The organism is Achromobacter sp. LC458 (assembly GCF_001005835.2).
Classification (GTDB): Bacteria; Pseudomonadota; Gammaproteobacteria; order Burkholderiales; family Burkholderiaceae_B; genus Achromobacter; species Achromobacter spanius_B.
In genome coordinates this window covers 58,947-80,086 of record NZ_LBHW02000019.1, presented here as the reverse complement: position 1 = coordinate 80,086, position 21,140 = coordinate 58,947, and the positions used below count along the sequence as shown (strand labels likewise).

General features: G+C 66.6%; 18 protein-coding genes. 8 read left to right on the top strand and 10 right to left on the bottom strand.

The features are described from left to right. Positions 1–113: 113 nt before the first annotated feature. The 5 genes from YH64_RS17120 (at position 114) to YH64_RS17100 (ending at position 4,662) form a co-directional block, all read left to right on the top strand. Positions 114–929, top strand: a complete 816-nt coding sequence (locus tag YH64_RS17120) for a hemin ABC transporter substrate-binding protein (protein ID WP_046805247.1) — start codon at positions 114–116, stop codon at positions 927–929. After that, the gene (locus YH64_RS17115; protein WP_046805182.1) at positions 913–1,911 is read left to right on the top strand and encodes an iron ABC transporter permease; all 999 of its coding nucleotides are present in this window, start codon (positions 913–915) and stop codon (positions 1,909–1,911) included. The genes YH64_RS17120 and YH64_RS17115 overlap by 17 nt, the downstream gene beginning before the upstream one ends. A 177-nt stretch (positions 1,912–2,088) precedes the next feature. Further along, entirely contained in the window at positions 2,089–2,919 is an 831-nt protein-coding gene (locus YH64_RS17110) for a heme ABC transporter ATP-binding protein (RefSeq protein ID WP_046805183.1), read from the top strand. 336 nt (positions 2,920–3,255) lie between these two features. Continuing rightward, complete coding sequence (locus tag YH64_RS17105) at positions 3,256–3,738, top strand: YajQ family cyclic di-GMP-binding protein (RefSeq protein WP_046805184.1); 483 nt, start codon at positions 3,256–3,258, stop codon at positions 3,736–3,738. 18 nt (positions 3,739–3,756) lie between these two features. Beyond that, on the top strand, positions 3,757–4,662 hold the full coding sequence (locus tag YH64_RS17100; protein WP_046805185.1) for a LysR family transcriptional regulator: 906 nt from the start codon (positions 3,757–3,759) through the stop codon (positions 4,660–4,662). Between the two features lie 185 nt (positions 4,663–4,847). Here YH64_RS17100 and YH64_RS17095 read toward each other — a convergent pair whose 3' ends face one another. Next, complete coding sequence (locus YH64_RS17095) at positions 4,848–6,296, bottom strand: AlkA N-terminal domain-containing protein (protein WP_143215419.1); 1,449 nt, start codon at positions 6,294–6,296, stop codon at positions 4,848–4,850. Positions 6,297–6,572: 276 nt separating this feature from the next. Here YH64_RS17095 and YH64_RS17090 point away from each other — a divergent pair, with 276 nt between their 5' ends. From YH64_RS17090 to YH64_RS17080, 3 genes are all read left to right on the top strand, one after another. After that, the gene (locus tag YH64_RS17090; RefSeq protein WP_255444541.1) at positions 6,573–7,514 is read left to right on the top strand and encodes a DUF3829 domain-containing protein; all 942 of its coding nucleotides are present in this window, start codon (positions 6,573–6,575) and stop codon (positions 7,512–7,514) included. 131 nt (positions 7,515–7,645) lie between these two features. After that, entirely contained in the window at positions 7,646–8,731 is a 1,086-nt protein-coding gene (locus tag YH64_RS17085) for a tartrate dehydrogenase (RefSeq protein WP_046805188.1), read from the top strand. 129 nt (positions 8,732–8,860) lie between these two features. Beyond that, on the top strand, positions 8,861–9,844 hold the full coding sequence (locus tag YH64_RS17080) for a tripartite tricarboxylate transporter substrate binding protein (RefSeq protein ID WP_046805189.1): 984 nt from the start codon (positions 8,861–8,863) through the stop codon (positions 9,842–9,844). A gap of 75 nt (positions 9,845–9,919) precedes the next feature. Here YH64_RS17080 and YH64_RS17075 read toward each other — a convergent pair whose 3' ends face one another. The 9 genes from YH64_RS17075 to urtA all read right to left on the bottom strand — a co-directional run bounded on the left by YH64_RS17075 (position 9,920) and on the right by urtA (position 20,823). Then, a complete protein-coding gene (locus tag YH64_RS17075; protein WP_046805190.1) occupies positions 9,920–10,525 on the bottom strand; it encodes a phosphatase PAP2 family protein in 606 nt (201 codons plus the stop codon). A gap of 137 nt (positions 10,526–10,662) precedes the next feature. Then, positions 10,663–12,195: a PepSY domain-containing protein gene (locus YH64_RS17070; RefSeq protein WP_046805191.1), complete on the bottom strand. Its 1,533-nt coding sequence runs from the start codon at positions 12,193–12,195 to the stop codon at positions 10,663–10,665. A gap of 24 nt (positions 12,196–12,219) precedes the next feature. Continuing rightward, entirely contained in the window at positions 12,220–14,421 is a 2,202-nt protein-coding gene (locus YH64_RS17065; protein ID WP_046805192.1) for a TonB-dependent siderophore receptor, read from the bottom strand. 266 nt (positions 14,422–14,687) lie between these two features. Beyond that, positions 14,688–15,116: a DUF2946 family protein gene (locus YH64_RS17060; protein WP_046805193.1), complete on the bottom strand. Its 429-nt coding sequence runs from the start codon at positions 15,114–15,116 to the stop codon at positions 14,688–14,690. Positions 15,117–15,262: 146 nt separating this feature from the next. Then, on the bottom strand, positions 15,263–15,961 hold the full coding sequence (gene urtE, locus YH64_RS17055; protein WP_046805194.1) for an urea ABC transporter ATP-binding subunit UrtE: 699 nt from the start codon (positions 15,959–15,961) through the stop codon (positions 15,263–15,265). A 2-nt stretch (positions 15,962–15,963) separates the two neighbouring features. Continuing rightward, positions 15,964–16,803, bottom strand: a complete 840-nt coding sequence (gene urtD / locus YH64_RS17050) for an urea ABC transporter ATP-binding protein UrtD (protein ID WP_046805195.1) — start codon at positions 16,801–16,803, stop codon at positions 15,964–15,966. After that, positions 16,800–17,927, bottom strand: a complete 1,128-nt coding sequence (gene urtC, locus YH64_RS17045) for an urea ABC transporter permease subunit UrtC (protein WP_046805196.1) — start codon at positions 17,925–17,927, stop codon at positions 16,800–16,802. Before urtC ends, urtD begins: the two co-directional genes overlap by 4 nt. Beyond that, complete coding sequence (gene urtB / locus YH64_RS17040) at positions 17,924–19,555, bottom strand: urea ABC transporter permease subunit UrtB (protein WP_046805197.1); 1,632 nt, start codon at positions 19,553–19,555, stop codon at positions 17,924–17,926. The genes urtC and urtB overlap by 4 nt, the downstream gene beginning before the upstream one ends. Positions 19,556–19,569: 14 nt before the next feature. Further along, the gene (gene urtA, locus YH64_RS17035; protein WP_046805198.1) at positions 19,570–20,823 is read right to left on the bottom strand and encodes an urea ABC transporter substrate-binding protein; all 1,254 of its coding nucleotides are present in this window, start codon (positions 20,821–20,823) and stop codon (positions 19,570–19,572) included. Positions 20,824–21,140 lie beyond the last annotated feature (317 nt).

Sequence of the window (21,140 nt, the reverse complement as noted above, 5' to 3'; positions counted from 1 at the left end):
TGAAAAAATGGTCGGCAATCGCCATGCCAAAGGCAAAGGCAAAGGCATTGGCAAAAGCAAAGGCATTGGCAAAGGCGGTGGCAAAGGCGGTGGCAAAGGCTGTGGCGGTGGCGATGGCATTGGGCTGCGGCGCAGCGGCCGGCGTGCACGCCGCTGAACCCAGCCGCGTGGTAAGCCTGGGCGGCAGCGTCACCGAAATCGTCTATGGCCTGGGCGAGGGCGACCGGCTGGTGGGGGACGACCTGTCCAGCCTGTACCCCGAAGCCGCCACGCGCCTGCCGCGCGTGGGCTATTACCGCGCCGTGCCGGTGGAAGGCGTGCTGTCGCTCAAACCCGACCTGGTGCTGGCCTCGGAACAGGCCGGGCCGCCCGACGCGCTCAAGCGTCTGGCGGGCGTGGGGGTGCGCGTCGTTACGGTGCCGGATGCGCCCTCGGTGGATTCACTGAAGGCGCGCATCCGCGCCGTGGCCGACGCGCTGGGCGTGGCGCCGGCCGGCGAACGCATGGTGGACAAGGTCACGCAGGAACTCGCGCGTGCCCAGGCCATTGCCCCCACGCGGGCGCGCGCGCTGTTGCTGATGAACCGCACGGGCACGCCGCAGGGCGCGGGCCGCGACACCGCTGCCAATGAAGTCATGCAGCTGGCCGGCCTGACCAATGTGCTGCATGACCAGCAGGGCTACAAGCCCCTGTCGGCCGAGGCCATCGGCGCGTTGGCGCCTGACCTCATCGTGGTGACGCAAGCGTCGCTGGAGGCCACCGGCGGCATGGACAAGTTCCTGACGCAGCCGGGCGTTGCCGGCTCGCCGGCGGCCGCCAAGCGTCGCGTGGTGGTCATGGACGACCTGCTGATCCTGGGCATGGGGCCACGCTTGCCGCTGGCGTTGACCCAGCTTAAACAAGAGGTGGCCGATGTCATGGCACGTTAGCGCGCCGACGGCCTTGGCGCTGCTGGCCTTGGCCTTGCTGCTGGCCGTGCTGGGCGCGACGGCGCACGGCGCCGTGACGATTCCGCTACGCGAATTGCCCGCGCTGCTGTGGGGCACACCCACGCCCGAGAATGCCCTGTGGCGCAATGTGCTGATCGACATCCGCTTGCCGCGCGTGCTGTTCGCGGTGGTGACGGGGGCGGGGCTGGCGATAGCGGGTGCGGCCATGCAGGCCTTGTTTCGCAACCCCTTGGCGGAACCGGGCCTGATCGGTATTTCGGCGGGCGGCGCGCTAGGCGCCGTTGCCGCCATCGTGCTGACCTCGGGCGGCTTCTGGGTCACCGCGCCGTCCGCCTTCGTGGGCAGCCTGCTGGCGACGATGTGCGCGTATGCCGTCGGCCGGCGCGTGCCCGGCGTGGCGGGCCTGCTGCTGGCCGGCGTGGCCATCACGGCGATGTCGTTCAGTGTGATCGGCCTGTTCACCTTCGTGGCCACCGACGCGCAGTTGCGCGACTTGACCTTCTGGAACATGGGCAGCCTGGGCGGCGCCAACTGGCACGTGCTGGCCTTCCTGGCGCCGTGGGTGCTGCTGATGAGCGCGTGGTTGATTTCCCAGTGGCGCGTGATGAACGCCTTGCTGCTGGGCGAGCGCGAGGCCCAGCATCTGGGCTACGCGCTCAAGCGGGTGCGCGCGCAACTGGTGCTGGCCAGCGCGCTGATCGTCGGTCCGCTGGTGGCGGCTACCGGCACCATCGTCTTCGTCGGGCTGGTGGTGCCGCATCTGGTGCGCATGACGCTGGGCGCCAATCACCGCTGGCTGCTGCCGGCCACCGTGCTGGCCGGTGGCCTGGCCCTGGTGCTGGCCGACTGGATGGCGCGCACCGTCGTCGTGCCGGCCGAACTGCCGATCGGCCTGGTCACGGGCCTGGTCGGCGGCCCGTTCTTCCTGTGGCTGCTGGCGCGCGGCCGGAGGCTGGCATGACATCGCGCACGCAGGTTCCGGTCGGACAGGCGCAGGCCACGCCGACGCCACTCGCCCAGGCGCCGCTCGCACAGGAGCAGGCTGCACAGACGCCGCTCGCACAGACGCAGGCGGAACCGATGCAGACCACAGGCGCGGACTGTAAAGGCGCAGGCTGCACAGACGCAGACTGCACAGATGCAATCCGCCCCACGCACGGCCGGGCACGCCGCGGGCGGACAAGCCCTGGCGGCCCACACGCTTACCTTGTCTCGCGGCGGCGCACGCATCCTGACCGACGTGTCACTGGAGGTGCGCCCCGGCGAGGTCGTGGGCTTGCTGGGCGCCAACGGCGCGGGCAAATCCACCTTGCTCGGTGCGCTGGCGGCCGAGCTATCGGCCGATGCCGGCCAGATAACGCTGGACGGCGCGCCGCTTGCCGGCATGGCGCTGCGCCAGCAGGCGCGACGCCGCGCGGTGCTGCCGCAAAAGCCCGGCCTGACCTTCGACCTGGGCGTGCGTGAGGTGGTGGCAATGGGCGCCTACCCGTTCGCTGAACTGGCGCCTGCACAGGTCGATGCGCTGGTGGCCCACGCGCTGGGCCTTGCCGATGTGGCGCATCTGGCCGGCCGCCGCTACCCGGAACTGTCGGGCGGTGAACAGCAGCGCGTGCAATTCGCGCGTGTGCTGGTGCAGTGCCACGCCTCCCGCGCACCCGGCGAGGCACGTTACCTGTTGCTGGACGAACCCACCGCCAGCCTGGACCCGAAGCACCAGGGCGATCTGCTGCGCCGCGCCTGGGAACTGGCGCATGAGGGCAATACAGGCGTCCTGGTGATTCTGCACGACATGAATCTGGCCGCGCGCTGGTGCGACCGCCTGTTGCTGCTTAACGCCGGCCGTGCCATCGCGCAAGGCACCCCCGCCCAGGTGCTGACGGCGGCCAACCTGCACCTGGCCTACGGCATCGACGCCCAGGTGATCGCCCACCCGTTGCAGCCTGACCGACTGCTGGTCCTGACGAGGTAACGGGCAGGGCGGCGCGCGCCGTTCGGTGCGGTGGCGCGCGGCGGCGCGGGGCCGGTAAAATGGCGGCCGAGGTACACCGCGTCATACACTGCGGGCGTAGACAGCAGTGATAAGCGGCCGTCGTACGCGGCAGTGGCAAGCGGCAGTGGTAAGCGGCCGTCGTACGCGCCGTCGTACGCGGCCGTCGCACGTGGCAGTCGCACGCGGCAGTCGCACGCGGCAGTCGCACGCGGCAGTCGTGCGCGGCAGTCATACCCAGCGTTAACCAAAGCGCCGCCTGATGCAGGCGGCTCTGACGTTCATCCCTATTTTTCATCATCCAACAGGACCCGTGTCATGCCTACTTTTGACGTCGTCTCCGAAGTCGACAAACACGAACTCACCAACGCCATCGATCAGGCCAACCGCGAACTGTCCACCCGCTTCGACTTCAAGGGCAGCGACGCCAAGTTCGAACTGGAAGGCTTTGTCGTCACCCAGGTGGCCTCCAGCGCGTTCCAGCTCAAGCAAATGCTCGACATCCTGCGCGGCCGCCTGTCGGCGCGTGGCATCGACGTGCGCTGCCTGGACGTGGCCGACCCCCTGGAAAACCTGGGAGGCGCCCGCCAGAAGGTCACCATCAAGCAGGGTATCGAACAGCCCGTGGCCAAGAAGCTGATCGCCGCCATCAAGAACGCCAAGCTCAAGGTGGAATCGCAGATCAACGGTGACAAGCTGCGTATCACCGGTAAAAAGCGCGACGACCTGCAATCGGCCATCGCACTGTTGAAAAAGACCGACGTCGACCTGCCCTTGCAGTTCGAAAACTTCCGCGACTAAGCGCCCCGGCCCGCCGCCATGGGGCATTCCAGCGAACTGCAATTGGTGGTTGAGCTGGCCCGTGCCGGCGGCATGTCGGCGGCTGCCCGCCAACTGGATGTGACGCCGGCTGCTGTCAGCAAACGGCTGGCGCAGATCGAAGCGCGGCTGGGCGTGCGCCTGTTCAACCGCAGCACGCGGCGCCTGAGCCTGACGGCCGAAGGCGAGGTCTACCTGGAAAGCGCCCGCCGCATCCTGGGCGACATCGAAGACCTGGACGCGCTGATCGCCAGCCGCCAGGACACCCCGCGCGGCCGTTTGAAAGTCAACGCGCCGCTGGGCTTTGGCCGCAGCTACATTGCGCCGGCCATCGCGGAATTTTCCAGGCAGTATCCCGACGTGATGTTGCAATTGCAGCTGACCGACAGCCCCGCCGACTTCGTGCAGGACGCGTTCGATGTGGCGGTGCGCTTCGGCGACCTGCCCGACACGCGCTTGATCGCCCGCAAGATCGCGCCCAATCGGCGGCTGGTGTGCGCATCGCCGGCTTACCTGAAAGCGCATGGCGTGCCGCTGACCCCGCACGACCTGACGCGGCACCAGTGCATCGTGCTGCGCCAGAACGAAGACGCCTACAGCCTGTGGCGCTTCACCAAGGGCCGGCGCAGCGAAACCGTGAAGGTGCGGGGCACGTTAAGCAGCAACGATGGGGAAGTCACGCTGACCTGGGGGCTTGCCGGCCTGGGCATCTTGCAGCGCGCCGAATGGGATCTGGCGCGCTACCTGCGCAGCGGCCGGCTGGTGCACGTGCTGGAAGACTACGCGTTGCCGCAAGCCGATATCTACGCCGTGTTCCCCGAACGCCACCACCTGTCCGCCAAGGTTCGCGTCTTTGTGGATTTTTTGGTGGGCTATTTTCAGCGCGATAAACAGGCAGCCTGGTAGGGAAGGATGCGCGGCCCTGCGCAGAAGCCGCCAGGTGAGTGGCAAGCGGCAGACTGGACCGACAGCACGCAGCACGCAGCAGACAGCACGCAGCACGCAGCAGACAGCCGGCAGCAGACAGCAGACAGCAGACAGCAGACAGCAGACACCAGACAGCAGGCCGCCCCGTCCTCAATCCGCCGCGCTCAACCCGCCGACCACAGATGCTGCGCGGCATACGCGCGCCATGGCCGCCATGAGTCGGACCGCGCCAGCAACTGCGCGGGCGTGTAGGGCCGCGCTTCCAATTTCTCCAACGCACGGATCAAGCCGATGTCCGCGCTGGGAAACGCATCCGGTTCGCGCAACTGGCGCAACGCAATGTACTGCGCCGTCCACTCTCCGATGCCGCGTATTGCGCGCAGCCGCTTGACCGCGTCTTCCAGACTGCTGCCCGGATCGAACAAACGTGGGTCCGCCACCGCCGCAGCCGCCACCGCCGACAGCGTGGCCGCGCGGCTGCGCGGCATGCCCAGACCGGCAAGCTCCGCGTGGGCCAACGCAGGCGGCTCGGGAAAACAGTGGGTCAGGCCGTCCTCGGGCTGCGTCAGCCATGCGCCATGCGCGGCAACCAGCTTGCCCGCCAGCCGGATAGCCGCCGACACGGTGATCTGCTGGCCCAGCACCGCGCGCATCGCCAATTCAAATCCGTCCCAGGCGCCCGGCACGCGCAAGCCCGGGCGCGCCGCGGTCAACGCCGCCATCACCGGGTCATGCGCGAACTGCGCCGCCAGCGCAACGGGGTCGCTGCCCAGGTCGAACAGCCGCCGGATCCGCGCAATGATCGTCGGCAATGCATTCACGCGTGCCACACGCACCGTGGCCTGCAACGCGTTGCCCGTGCCCGGCCGCACGCTGATCGTGCCCTGCATGCCATCCACGCTGACCGTGCGCGCATAGCCATCGCCATCCACGCGCTCCATGCCGGGTATGGCCCGCATCCGCAGAAAATCGAGCATGGCCGCCCAGTCGTAAGGCGGCCGGTAGCGCAGCAACAGCTTGATTTCGCCTTGCGCGGCGTAGGGCACATCGGGCCGGGCCGAACGCCGCAGCGCGCCGGGCGCGCGGCCGAACAGCGCCAGGAAGGTTTCGTTAAAGCGGCGAATGCTGCCAAAGCCGGAAGCGAAGGCAATGTCGGCCATGGGCAGCTGGGTTTCGTGGATCAGTTGCTTGGCCAGCAGCACACGCCGGGTTTGCGCCACGGCCACCGCCGACGCACCCAGATGCTGGCGAAACAGCCGGCGTAGTTGCCGGTCGCCCACGCCCAGCCTGGCGGCCAGCGCGTCCACGCCGGCATCGTCCAAGGCGCCCGCCTCGATCAGCGCCAGCGCGCGCGCCACGCTGTCCGGTAGTTCACGCGGGGGGCCAAGGTCGGGCGCGGTTTCCGGGCGGCAGCGCAGGCAAGGGTGAAACCCCGCTTCTTGCGCGGCGGCGGCGCTGCTAAAAAACGTGACGTTGCGAGATAGCGGCGTGCGCGCCGGGCACACCGGGCGGCAATAAATGCGCGTGGTCTTCACCGCCGTGAAGAAGCGCCCGTCGTAACGGGCGTCGCGCACGCTGATGGCGCGGTAGCAGGCGTCGTGGTCCAGGTTCATGCCGCCATGCTAGCGCCGCCGGCAGGCGGGCATCTAGCGGTTTTCGGACAGTGTTGTGCTGATGATATTGCTGTCCGAAAACCGCCGGCACATCCACCGCGCGGCACGCCTGCGCTTGGCCAAAAGCGCGGGCAGGGGCGCGCATGTAAAGAAGTCGTCGCGCTTTGCAAACCCTTGTGACAGCTCTGAATGACTTTGTAGCGTGTTAAGCAACACGACGGCATATGATGCGTTCCCTTTTTCGGAGAACAGATTTTTATGTCGCGCCCCTTGTGCATGTCCGCTATTTTGGCCGCCACGTTGATGCTCGCCGCGTGCGGTGACGACAACGCCAAGCCGCAAGCAAAAGCCCCTGAAGCCAGCACCGCCCAGGCCGAGATCGTCAAGTACAACCAGTACGTTGACGCGGCCAACAGCATCAGCCAGTCGTTTGATGAAACGCTGGACCAGTACAACAAGTACATGGTGCCCAAGATGGCCGACAAGAAGCCCGTGAAGGACTACGTCATCGGCAACGACATCATGGTGCTGCGCACCAAGGAAAAGCTGGAAAAGGCGCTGGCCATGAAGCCGGCCATCCCCGAGATCGACGCGCCCGCCAAGAACTTTGCCGACGCGCTGGGCAAGCTGGCCCCGCTGTCCACCGAACTGCAAAACTACGCCGCCGCCAAGACCTTCCTGTCGGATAACGGCGCGCTGGCACGCGAGAAAAGCCCGGCCTACGTGGCCGCGCTGACCGACGTGGCCAAGGCCGAAAGCGCCTTCTACCATGGCATTTCCGTAAAGGACACGGCCAACACCAAGGAAGCGTTCGAGAAGGCCAAGAAGGACACCGTGGCCTACTACCGCGCGGGCATGGTCTATTACGGCAAGTCCACGCTGGACCAGGCCACCGGCATTTTCGAAGGCACCGGCCTGGGCGACAAGAAGGACGCGTTCAAGCAGCAGCTGGACAAGCTGAATGAGATGACGCTGGGCTTTGACAAGAAGACCCGCGAGGCCGATCCCAAGGGCTGCGCCAGCACGATGATGCAGGCCAACGCCTTCCTGGCCGCCGGCCGCAAGGTGCTGGAAAACACGGACAGCGGCCGCTACAAGCAGGACGCCGAACGCACCGGCGCCTTCAAGATGATGCGCCCCACCATCGTGGACGACGCCTACAGCCTGCGCCAGACGTTCAACAACCTGATCAACAACCTGAACGTCAACCGCTGCTGATCATCGCTGCGGATCACCGCCGCGCCATCTTCAACTTCAGGTTGAAGATGTTGTGAACGGCGCTGCGCGCACGGCGCGCAGCGCTCGGTACATTGCCGACAGACCCTTACCCGCAAGGAGCCTGTCGGCTTATGAAGACCTACCGCATCGCAACCATCCCCGGCGACGGCATCGGCAAGGAAGTGATTCCGGCCGGCCAGCGCGTCATGCAGGCCATTGCCGGCGAAGGCGGCCTGCAATTCGAATTCCAGAACTTCGATTGGGGCGGCGACTATTACCGCCAGCACGGCGTGATGATGCCCGCCGATGGCCTGGACGCCTTGCGCGACAAGGACGCCATCCTGTTCGGCTCGGCCGGTGACCCCGACATTGCCGACCACATCACCCTGTGGGGCCTGCGCCTGAAGATCTGCCAGGGCTTTGACCAGTACGCCAACGTGCGTCCCACGCGCATCCTGCCCGGCATCGACGCGCCGCTAAAGCGCTGCACGCCCGAGCAACTGAACTGGGTCATCGTGCGCGAAAATTCCGAAGGCGAATATTCCGGCGTGGGGGGGCGCGTGCATCAGGGCCATCCCATCGAGGCCGCTACCGACGTGTCCATCATGACGCGGGCCGGCGTTGAACGCATCCTGCGCTTTGCCTTCAAGCTGGCGCAATCGCGCCCGCGCAAGCTGTTGACCGTCATCACCAAATCCAACGCGCAGCGCCACGCCATGGTCATGTGGGACGAGATCGCGCTGCAAGTCAGCCGCGAATTTCCCGACGTCACGTGGGACAAGGAACTGGTCGACGCCGCCACCGCGCGCATGGTCAACCGGCCCGCGTCGCTGGACACCATCGTGGCCACCAACCTGCACGCCGACATCCTCAGCGACCTGGCCGCCGCGCTGGCCGGCAGCCTGGGCATCGCGCCCACCGGCAACATCGACCCGGAACGCCGCTACCCCTCCATGTTTGAACCCATCCACGGTTCGGCCTTCGACATCATGGGGCAAGGCCTGGCCAACCCGGTGGGCACGTTCTGGTCGGTGGTCATGCTGCTGGAACACCTGGGCGAGACGGACGCGGCGGCGCGTTTGATGCAAGCCATCGAACGCGTCACGGCCACCCCGGCGCTGCATACTCGCGACCTGGGCGGACAGGCGCGCACCGATGACGTCACCGAGGCCGTCTGCGCGCAGCTGGCGCAGGGCAGGCAGGTCAAGGCGGCGTAGCGGCACGCGCCGCCCGCGGCGATACCCGGACACCGCGACAGGGCGCAAGACCCCGAGGCAGCAAGCTTCACGCGGTGACCCGGCAATACAACAAGAAGCGAAGTCCATTCGTATTCCAAGGAGACGAGCATGTTCAAGCAACGATTCCGCGTGCGCGCGTTGGCGCTCGCCTGCGCGATGGGCCTGCCCTTGATGGGCGGGGCCGCCATGGCGCAGACGTATCCGGCCCGGCCGATCAGCCTGGTGGTGCCATTTCCGGCGGGCGGCACCACCGACGTGTTGGCGCGCGCCCTGGGGCAGGAACTGTCCAAGAGCCTGGGCCAGCCCGTGGTGGTGGAAAACAAGCCGGGCGCGGGCTCGACGCTGGGCGCCGACTACGTGGCCAAGGCAGCGCCCGACGGCTACACGCTGCTGATGGGCGCGGTGCATCACACCATCGCCACCAGCGTCTACAAGAGCCTGCACTACGACTTTCAGAAGGACTTCGCGCCGGTGACGACGGTGGCGCTGGTGCCCAACGTGCTGGTCGTCAACCCCAAGCTGGACGCCACCACCGTGCAAGGCCTGCTCAAGCTGGCGCAGGCTGCGCCGGGCAAGCTGACGTATGGGTCCAACGGCATGGGCACGGGGCAACACCTGATCGGTGCGCAGTTCGAGCAGCAGGGCCACGTCAAGCTGCTGCACGTGCCGTACAAGGGCAGCGGGCCGTTGACCACCGATTTGCTGGGCGGCCAGATCGATATGTCGTTCGACACCATCACGCCCGTGCTCGCGCACATCCAAAGCGGCAAGCTGCGCGCGCTGGCCGTCACCACCGATCAGCGTTCGGCCGCGTTGCCCAATGTGCCGACGATGCAAGAGGCGGGCATCAAGCCCTTCAACATGGGGACGTGGTTTGGCGTGTTGGCGCCGGCCGCCGCGCCCGCCGAGGTGGTGACGCGGCTGAACGCCGAGATGGTGAAGATCATCCATTCGCCCGACTTCTCGCGCCGGATGGCCGAGATCGGGGCGGTGCCGATTGGCGACACGCCCGAGCAGATGCGCGCCCGTATCGGCGCGGACACCACCAACTACGCCAAGCTGGTCAAAGACGCGAACGTTGCGATCAACTGAGCGATCCGCCTTGCGCGGGCGCCAGGGGAAGCGGACCCCGGCAAGCGCGCTGCGCCGGGTTGATCCGCCGACCGCCTACGCGCGGAACCAGCCGCGTGCAATCGGCAAGGCCAGCAGCTTGCGGTAAATGCCTTGCGTGGCCAGCGTCAGCGGTGCGCCGACGCGATTCCACACCGCCGCGGTAATCGCCGCGGCGATGGGCGCCAGCACCAGGCCGCCCGCGATGTCCAAGGGGAAATGCACGCCCAGATAGACGCGCGCCGTACCGACGACGGCGGCGCCCAGCAACGCAAGCCCGCCCCAGGCCGCCCAGCGCCGGTCCAGGATCAACGCGAACGCAAAGGTGGCAATGATGATGGTGTGGTTGCTGGGAAAGGACGAGGTCGCCTTGTGCGGAAAGAACGCATGGCCCAGCCCCAGCACGAACGGACGCGGCTGCGGCCACAGCGCCCCGCACAGATAGCTGATGAACAGCGCGGCGCCGATGCTGGCCAGCACCTTCAGCGCCAGGCTGCGTTGCGGCTGTCCGCCCCACAACCACAGCGCGGCCAGCGCGCCGGGCACCAGCAGGATCAGCCGGTTGGCGATCAGCATGGCGGCGTGGATGCGCCAGGCGGGCGAAGCCGGGTCGGCGTTGATCGAAAGAAACAGGGAATGGTTCAGGCTGTCCAGGAAATCCATGACACGTCATCGCAGCGTAATAAACAATAGCCGCGATGGTAATGGGGTTTCCCGTCAGTCCGCTTACAAAGTGCGGCGCCGTGCTGGGTTTTACTTCTGGACACGCGAGGCCGGCCGCAGCCTGATTCGGCCAAACCTCATCCTTTCAGCTTCTTGCCCAAGCGCCGCCAACCGATTACCACGCCGGTCAGGCTCAACGCCGCGCCGCCCAGGCTCAACACAATCAGCAGCACGTCCCACACCGGCCGGCGCGACAACAGGCCGGTCCAGTCCCAGCTATGCAAGAAGGCGAACAGCCAGCGGCTGACGCGATTGCTGCGGTCTTGCCGGCCCACGATCTGGCTGGTGGCCGGATCCAGATACACCCACGTCGCCTGCGGGTTGTCATAGACGACGCGCCACATCGGCAGCGGCTTTTCCACGTGGCCCAGCATCGCGTGCGCGTCTCGCGCGTAGTAGTAGAAATCGTAGTCGTGCAGGACCTGAACCTCGCGTATCGCCGCGTCGGGCAGCAGGCGCGCGGCCGACTCGCGCAGGTCTGCTTCGGCAAACGCGGTGGGCGTGGCGGCCGTGGCCGACAGCACGCGCGGCGCGCTCACGCTGCTGCGGGCCAACGCCACGTCCTGGCCGGCGGCGCGCGTCCAGGTCAGTTCGCGCGGGGCGGCAGGCAGCGCGGCAATCAGCGCGCGCGGCGAGGCCAGCGGCGTCTCGGCGGCGGGGCCGGCGTACGCGCTGTGCGCCAGCGGCGCGGCCGTGCTGGTAAACAACTTCCACGGGTTCATCGACATCAGGCCGCTGAAGATCCATGTGATGGTGATGGCGGCAAACAGCAGCCCGCTGATGTGATGCCATCGCATCATGCGTTCGCGGTAGGGCGAACGGCTGCCCGTGGCGTACGGGCGCGAAAAGCGCCAGCGCAGGATGCCCACCACCGTGCCCGTCAGCGCCACCAGCACACCCGCCACCGACAGCCACACCACCACGTCATGCCACCAGCGGTCCAGCACGTTGCCGCGCAGCGGGTACAGCCAGTGGATCCACGCGCCCGCGTAGTTCCAGGCGCGCTCGTTGCGCGTGGCGTCCAGCACCACCGCGCCCGTGGCCGACGACACGTACAAGCGCGTGCGCGCCGGGTCGTCCATGTCCACCCGATGCAGCGGACGGTGCACGTCCAGCGAACCCGAATGCGTGTAGACGTCTTCGTCCACGGTTTCCTGATGGCGCGCGGCGTACTGCCCGCCGAACCATGCCAGCGCCGATGCCCTCGCCACCGACGCATCGGCGGGCGGCAGCAGGGCGCCGGTGGCCGCATCCACCACCTTGGGCGGCTTGCGCGGCGCGCCGGGCACCAGATAGACCGGCGCGCCGGCGCGCGTGGCGGCCAGGCTCAGGCCGATGGCATCGCTTGCCCCGGCCGCCGCCAGCGCCTGGGCGGGCGTGACGGCAAGCGTGGCCGCGTCCAGCGGGGCCAGATGCGTCAGCCGCTCGTGCGGCGTCAGCTTGGGGTAGCCCACGTACATCATCACCACGCCGGAAATAAACCACATGGCGAAGAACAGGCACAGCACAATGCCGGCCCAGCGATGGATCAGGTACAGCCAACGCTTGGCGCGCGTGGACAGTGGCGGCCCGGCGTGGCGCGCGGGCGCGCGGCTGGATGTGGTGCTCATGGCATCCCCCTTGGTCGCGGTTTGTCAGAACCGCATTTGCAGCGTCAGTTCCACCGAACGCGGCGCGCCCAGGTAGAACATGGTCGGGCTGGCGTTGGCGGCGTAGACCTTGTCGGTCAGGTTGCGCACGCGCACGGTGGCGTTCACGTTGCGGTTGATCCGGTGCGACAGGGCCGCATCGAACACGGTGTAGGACGGCGCCCACACGGTGTTGGCCGCGTCCGCGTAGGAACGGCCCACGTAGCGCGCGGCGACGCTGGCATTCCAGTCGGGCACGAAGGCGTAATCGACCCATACGTTGGCCAACCGGCGTGGCGTGTTGGTCGGCACGTTGCCATTGCGCGATACCGGCACGCCACCCACGGATTGCGAGAAGTCGTCGTAACGCGGGTCGACAAAGGCCACGTTGCCTTGCACGGACACCTTGGGCGTCAATTGCAGGCCGCCCGCCAGTTCCACGCCGCGCGCGGACTGCGCGCCCACCGGCACGCTGACGCCGGGATTGTCCGGGTCGGACGTGGCCATGTTCTTGCGCTTGATCTCGTAGACCGCCACGGTGGCCGCGCCGCGCCCGTCCCAGAAGTTGAACTTGCCGCCCACTTCGGCCTGCGTGCCGGTGGTGAGCTTGTCGTTGTTCAGCACGTCGGCGAAGGATGCGGTGGCCAGCAAGCCGGAAGGGGGGTCGGCCGCCGTCGCGTACTGCGCGTACAACGCGGCTTCGGGGCTGACTTCCCAGTTCACGCCCAAGCGCCCGGTCAAGGGCGAATAGCTGCGCTGCGCGCTGGCCGGCGACGTGGCGGTCACCGCGCGGCGGTTGGTCAGGTCCAGGTCGATAAAGTCCTTGCGCAGCGCCGACACAATGGCCACGCCGGGCAGCACCTGCGTGCGGTTTTCCACCGTCAGGGCAAAGGTGCGGATGCGGTTCTCGCGATCGGGTTTGTGGCCGCGCGTCATGCCGGGAATATCGTAGAAGTCGCCAGGCGAAAAGTCGTACGGGTCCACGGCGTCGACCTGGCCGTTGATGCTGGTTGGAAAGCGCGTGACCTTGTTCTGGCTGATGTCGGCGCCAAACGACCAGTCGCTGGGCAGCCCGGCAAGCGTCGAGCGGTACAGCCCTTCGATGCGGTTGCCGGTCAGCGTCTGCTCGTGCCGTTGCAGCAACGCGCCCGAGCGCAGCACCAAGCTGTTGCCGGCATTGAAGCGATAGCTTTCCAGGTTACGAAAATCGCGTTCAGCACGATAGTGATACAGCGTGTTCTTCAGCGTCAGGTTCGAGCCCGCGCGCCATTCGGTGATCGACCGCGCCCAAAGAATGGATTGCTCGTACAGGCCGTCGTTGACGTTGTAGTTCTTGAAACGCGTGCCATCCATGATCTGGCCTTCGCCTTGCACCACGCCGTTGGCGTTGGTTTTTAGCGGCGTGCCCCAGTAGGGGCGGTCGACCTGTTCGCGCTGGTATTCAAAGGCGAAGGTCTGGGTCAGGTCCGCGCCCAGGTCGGACAGCAGCGATGCCGCCACTTGCGTGGCGCGGCTATGGTTGCCGTCCACCCAACCGTGGCTGGAGCCGGTGTTGGCGTCGATGCGCAGGTAATGGCCCTGGCCGCCGGCGTCACCCGCCAACTGCTGGTTCAGGCCGATGGAATATTGGCGGCTGTCGAACGAGCCCAGGCGGAATTGGCTGTCGTAGAAGGTGTCGCGTTCGGGCAGCTTGGTGACGACGTTGATGGCGCCGCCGACCGCGCCCGCGCCGAACAGAAACGTGGACGGGCCGCCGATGGCTTCGACGCGGTCGTAGATCCAGCTGTCCACCGGGCGCCCGGCAATGGCGTCGTACTGCACCGAGATGCCGTTGAACAATTGCGATACCTGGCCACCGGCGAAGCCGCGATAGCTGACCGCGCCGGCATTGCCGGGGGGCGAGGCGTTGTCCACGCCCGGAATGCCGCGCGCGATGTCCTGCGTGTTGAGCGAGCCACGCGCTTCGATCTGCTCGCGCGTGATGACGGTGACGCTGGCCGGTGTTTCGCGCAGGGTCAGCCCCAGGCGGCTGCCGGTGCTGTCCTTGATGTCCAGGTCGATGGGGCCATTGGGTGCCGGCTCAACATGGCCGGCGCCGTAAATGGTGGTGGGCGCCAGGGTCGTGACGGCGGGTTCGGCGGCCAGGGACAGGGCGGGAGCGCTGGCCATGACGCCCAGCAGCAAGGTGTACAGAGAAGTGTGTTTCATGAAGCATGCCTGCATACGGGCGAGCGCGTCCGGCACGCCGCCGGAATGCAGGCGGTGCGCGGGGAAGGCTCAAGGTCTGGATGACGACGTCGCCATGCCTCGCGCATCAAGGCGCGAAGACGGTGGGTCAGCTAAAGACGGCAAGCTGGGCGATGGGTCGTGCTGCGCACACAGCGGGCCACGAGGGGCTACGACGGGACACCAAGGGGCCAAGAAGGGACCACCAAGGAAGCCGCGAACGTGTGGGCGGTTGACTCAGCGCCAGCTTAGTTGGCGGGCGGTGCGCGCGGCTGAACCGCGCTCCAGGCATGAAGGGGGTTTGCCGCCAGGAAGAACAGCGGCGGGTAGGTCGTGGCGCGGCCCACGGGAACGGGCAGCACCGGCACGGGCGTGGGCAGGATGCCGACGTCGGCATGGGGGTTACGGCACAGCGGACAATGGTGGTTGTCACCATGGCCGTCGCCGGCATGACCGTCTTGCGAGGCGTCGTGCGGGCCATCGTGCACGACGTCCAGCGTCATCGTGGCGCTGTCATCCGCGCCAGCGGCGCAGACATCGACCTGGATGCGATGGATGTGATGGCCGTCGGGAGACAGGCTCAGGGCATGGGCTAGCGACGGCGCCAACGACGCCCACAGGATCGCGGCAAGCGCGATCCACACGGTGGGGCGGGTCAGGAAAGTAGCGAAGCACATGGAGCCGGATTATATCGGAGCAGTTTTCCGATGCGCGCGCAAAATCAAAAGAATCTCAACACGCTTTGCTCCGGCGCTTTGCCTGCGGCGCGGCCAGGTGCATGGCCCGGAGGATGGCCCGCCGCATGGCCCGGCGCGGGGCCGGTTCAGACCGACAGATGCCGCCGCACGTCCTCGCCGTCGATGGCGCTACGGTCGCCGCTGGCCACCACTTCGCCGCGCGACAGCACCACGAATTGATCCGCCAGCTCGCGCGCGAAATCGAAGTACTGCTCGCATAACAGGATGGCGATGTCGCCGCGCTGGCGCAGCATGTGGATCACCCGCGCGATGTCCTTGATGATGGAGGGCTGGATGCCTTCGGTGGGCTCGTCCAGGATGATGAGCTTGGGCTCGGCCACCAGCGCGCGCGCAATGGCCAGCTGTTGCTGCTGGCCGCCCGAAAGGTCGCCACCGCGCCGCGACAGCATGCTTTTGAGCACGGGAAAAAGTTCAAACACTTCTTCCTTGATGCGACGCGCGCGCGCGGCGGGCTTGGTGGCCATGCCCATCAGGATGTTCTCTTCCACCGTCAGCCGCGCAAAGATGTCGCGGCCCTGCGGCACATAGGCCATGCCGCGCGCGGCGCGCTGGTGCGGCGCCAGCCGTGTGATGTCCGCTCCGTCGAAAGCGATGTTGCCGCTGGCCACGGGCAGCACGCCCATCACGCATTTCAGCAAGGTGGTCTTGCCCACGCCGTTGCGGCCCAGCAGCGCCAGGCATTCGCCCTGGCGCACCGACATCGATACGCCGCGCAGCGTGTGGCTGCCGCCGTAGTATTGGTTGATCGTGCTTACGTCCAGCATCTTTAGCGCCCCAGGTAGACTTCGATCACGCGCGGGTCGGCCTGCACCTTGCTCATCGGCCCTTCGGCCAGCACCGAGCCTTCGTGCAGCACCGTCACCTTGCCCGTGCCCGCGATCTGGTTGACGAAGTCCATGTCGTGTTCCACCACCATCAATGAATGGCGGCCCCGCAGCTCGTTCAGCAGTTCGCCGGTGCGTTCGGTTTCGGCATCGGTCATGCCCGCCACGGGTTCATCCAGCAACAGCAGCTGCGGCTCTTGCATCAGCAGCATGCCGATTTCCAGCCACTGCTTCTGCCCGTGCGACAGCAGGCCGGCCGGGCGCCGCACTTCCGTGCGCAGGCGGATCAGGTCCAGCGTTTCGCCGATCTTGTCGGCCTGCTCGCTGCTCAGGCGCGAGAACAGCGTGGGCCGCACGCGCTTGTCCGTCTTCATCGCCAGCTCCAGGTTTTCAAACACGCTGTGCTGCTCGAAGACCGTGGGGCGCTGGAACTTGCGGCCGATGCCCGCGTGCGCAATCTGCGCTTCGTTCAAGGTTGTCAGGTCTATGCTCTGGCCAAAAAACGCGGTGCCCGCCGTGGGCCGCGTCTTGCCGGTGATGACGTCCATCATCGTGGTCTTGCCCGCGCCGTTGGGGCCGATGATGCAGCGCAGTTCGCCCACGCCGATGTCCAGCGTCAGGTCGTTCAGCGCCTTGAAGCCGTCGAAACTGACGGTGATGCCTTCCAGGTACAGGATGGCGCCGTGGCTGGTGTCCAGGCCCTTGGGGCTGACGCGGCCGTAGCCAGCATCGCCGCTGGGGCCGCCGTCCAGCATGGCCTGTTCGGTGTGCGTGCTGGTCATGCCTTCTTCTCCTGCAAGCGTGCCATGATGCGGCGGGCCAGGCCCACGATGCCGGTGGGCAGGAATAGCGTCACCAGCACGAAGATCAGGCCCAGCGCATACAGCCAGAATTCCGGCAGCACGCTGGTGAACCAGGTCTTCAAGCCATTGACCGCGCCCGCGCCGATGATGGGGCCGATCAAGGTGCCGCGCCCGCCGGTGGCCACCCAGATCACCATTTCAATCGAGGTCTCGGTCGACATTTCGCTGGGGTTGATGATGCCCACCTGCGGCACGTACAGCGCGCCGGCGATGCCGCACAACACGGCCGACAAGGTCCACACGAACAGCTTGAATCCCAAGGGGTCGTAGCCGATGAAACGCAGCCGGCTTTCGGCATCGCGCACGGCGGTCAGCACGCGGCCCAGCTTGGATTGCGTGACCACTCGTGCCAGGATCAACGCGCCCGCCAACGCGGCCAGCGTGATCCAGTACAACGCGGCGCGCGTGCCCGGCGCGGTGATGTCAAAACCCAGGATGCGCTTGAAATCGGTAAAGCCGTTATTGCCGCCAAAGCCCGTGTCGTTGCGAAAGAACAGCAGCATGGCGGCGAACGTCAGCGCCTGCGTGATGATGGAAAAGTACACGCCCTTGATGCGTGAGCGGAAGGCGAAGTAGCCGAACACAAAGGCCAGCACGCCGGGCACCAGCACCACCAGCAGCATCGCGTACCAGAAGTGCTCGGTGAAGGACCAGTACCAGGGGTAGCTCTTCCAATCCAGGAACACCATGAAGTCGGGCAGGTTGCTTTGGTAGACGCCGTCTCGGCCGATGGCGCGCATCAAATACATGCCGTGCGCGTAGCCGCCCAGTGCAAAGAACAGGCCGTGGCCCAGCGACAGGATGCCGGCGTAGCCCCACACCAGGTCCAGCGCCAGCGCCGCCATCGCGTAGCACATGAATTTGCCCAGCAGCGCCACGGCATACGCGGACACGTGCAACGCATGGCCGGGCGGAAACACCAGGTTCAGCAGCGGCAGCAGCGCCAGCAGTGCGGCCGCCACGGCCAGGGCCGTCCACGCGCGGCCCGAGAACAGGGGGCGGCGGGTCAGCAGGGTCAGATCGGTCAGCGCGGTCTGTTTCATTCAACGCTCCGGCCGCGAGGGGCGAACAGGCCTTGCGGCCGCTTTTGGACAAACAGCACGATGAGCACCAGGATGGTGATCTTGGCCATGACGGCGCCCGCATAGGGCTCCAGGAATTTGTTGACGCCGCCCAGCCCCATGGCCGCGATGACGGTGCCGGCCAACTGGCCCACGCCGCCCAGCACCACCACCATGAAAGAGTCGACGATGTAGCCGCGCCCCAGGTCGGGTCCCACGTTGCCCAGCTGCGACAAGGCCACGCCGGCAAGGCCCGCAATGCCCGAGCCCAGGCCGAAGGCCAGCATGTCCACGCGTCCGGTCGGCACGCCCACGCAATCGGCCATGCGCCGGTTCTGCGTGATGGCGCGCACGAACAGCCCCAGGCGCGTGTGGTTCAGCAGCACCCACACCAGGAACACCACAAAGAAGGCAAAGCCGATGATGACCAGCCGGTTGTAGGTCAGCACCAGGCCGCCCAGCACCGTGATGCCGCCGGACATCCAGCTGGGGTTGCCCACTTCCACGTTCTGCGCGCCGAACAGCGTGCGCACGCCTTGCATCAGCATCAGGCTGATGCCCCACGTGGCCAGCAGCGTTTCCAGCGGCCGGCCGTACAGCCAGCGGATCACGGTGCGTTCCAGCGCCATCCCGACCAGCGCCGTCACGACGAAAGCCAGCGGCAGCGCCGCCACCACGTACCAGTCCAGCCAGCCGGGCAACCAGGCACGAAACAGCGACTGCACCACGTAGGTCACATACGCGCCGATCATCAGCAATTCGCCGTGCGCCATGTTGATGACGCCCATCAGACCGAAGGTGATGGCAAGCCCCAACGCCGCCAGCAGCAACACGCTGCCCAGGCTGATGCCGTAGAACAGGTTGCCCGCCCATTCAATCGTGGCCAGGTGGCGGTCGATCTGTTTAAGCGCGGTGGCCGCGGCCTCGCGCACGCCGGCATCCGGCTCGGTGTATGCGCCGTCGCGCTCTTGCATCAGCGCGGCAAGCGTCTGGCGGAACGCGGCGTTGCGCGTGTTGCCCAGCAGTTCCACGGCATGGCGGCGCTTGGCCGGGTCGGCGCTTTTCAATTCCAGGTTGGCCTGCGCGATCAGCAGCGCGTCGCGCACGGCGTCGTTCTTTTCGGAGGCCAGCGCCTTTTCAAGCATGGGCAGGCGGGCGGGGTCGCCGGTCTGCTGCAAGCGGCGCGCGGCGTCCAGCCGTTCATCGGGCTTGTCCGAAAACAAGCGGGAACCCGCCAGCGCGGCCTCGATGGCGCGGCGCAGGCGGTTGTTGATGCTGACGGTGCCAGAACCCGAAGGCAGGTCCACGGCCGCGCCGGTCGTCGGATCGGTGGCGCGCGCGCTGTCGATGCCGATCAGCACGCGTCCATCCGGCGTGGCATAAAGCTGGTCACTGCCCAGCGCCTGCAAGACGGCCGCGGCGCCGGGTTCAGGCAGCTGGCCCAGCGCGGCAATCGCTTGCAGCTTGGCGTCCGTGTCGTCGCCGGCCAGCGGCGCAAGCAGGGCCGGGTCCACGCCCGCTGCCGCCGCGGGGGCGGCCAGCAGCGGCATGGCAAGCAGCCACGCAAGAAGAAGACGACGCAAAACGTGTGCGATTGCCGCGATGTGCATGGCTGCTGTTTCCCTTAGAGGCCTTGCTTGCCTTCGTTACCCGGGATGTACGGGCTCCAGGGTTGAGCGCGGATCGGACCCTTGCTCTTCCACACCACGTTGAACTGGCCGTCCGCCTTGATCTCGCCGATGTAGACGGGCTTGTGCAGGTGGTGGTTGGTCTTGTCCATTTCGATGGTGTAGCCGTCGGGCGCGTTGAACTTCTGGCCGCCCATTGCCGCAATCACCTTGTCCACATCGGTGGTCTTGGCCTGTTCCACGGCCTGCTTCCACATGTGGATGCCGACGTAGGTGGCTTCCATCGGGTCATTGGTCACGACCGTGCTGGCGTTGGGCAGGTTCTTGGCCTTGGCGTAGGCCTTCCACTTCTTGATGAATTCCTCGTTGACCGGGTTCTTTACCGATTGGAAGTAGTTCCAGGCGGCCAGGTGGCCGACCAGCGGCTTGGTGTCCACACCGCGCAGTTCTTCTTCACCCACCGAGAACGCCACGACCGGCACGTCGGTAGCCTTCAGGCCGGCGTTGCCAAGCTCCTTGTAGAAGGGCACGTTGGAATCGCCGTTGATGGTCGAGATAACGGCCGTCTTGCCGCCGGTGGCGAACTTCTTGATGTTGGCCACGATGGTCTGGTAGTCGGAATGGCCGAACGGCGTGTAGACCTCGTCGATGTCGCTGTCCTTGACGCCCTTGGAATGCAGGAAGGCGCGCAGGATTTTGTTGGTGGTGCGCGGATAGACGTAGTCGGTGCCCAGCAGCACGAAGCGCTTGGCGCCGCCGCCGTCTTCGCTCATCAGGTATTCCACGGCCGGAATCGCTTGCTGGTTGGGCGCGGCGCCGGTGTAGAACACGTTCTTCTCAAGCTCTTCGCCTTCGTACTGCACCGGGTAGAACAACAGGCCGTTCAATTCCTTGAAGACCGGCAGCACCGACTTGCGCGACACCGACGTCCAGCAGCCAAACACCACTGCCACCTTGTCCTGCGACAGCAGTTGGCGCGACTTCTCGGCGAACAGCGGCCAGTTCGACGCGGGGTCCACCACCACGGCTTCCAGCTTCTTGCCCATCACGCCGCCGTTGGCATTGATTTCGTCGATAGTCATCAGCGCGACGTCTTTGAGCGACGTCTCCGAGATGGCCATGGTGCCCGACAGGGAATGCAAGATGCCGACCTTGATGGTGTCTTCGGCGGCGAATACCTGCGGCATCCAACCGGACATGGCCAACAGGCTCATGGCGGTCAGTTGCTTCAAGGCTAGTCTGCGTTTCATGGTGACTCCTGGATGGAATGTGCCGGACGCACCGGCAGGAACGATCTCTAACAACACCTGACAACAAGGACCTCAAAGCAAAAGGCATGCCAAGTGCGTGGCGCGCGTCGGGCCGCTGTATGAAGAGGGGGTGTTTACGCGAATGCCGGCGTGCGTGGCTCGGCGGTCGTGGCCGGATCAAAACAGTGCCGCGTGCACAAAACAGGTGCGTGTCCTGCCCGCTTGCGGTGCGCGTGATGCGAGCGCGGTGGGCGCGCGACGGCCATTGCATGGGGCCATGCGCCGCGCGCCAGAGGGAAACGCCGCCAGTCCGCCAA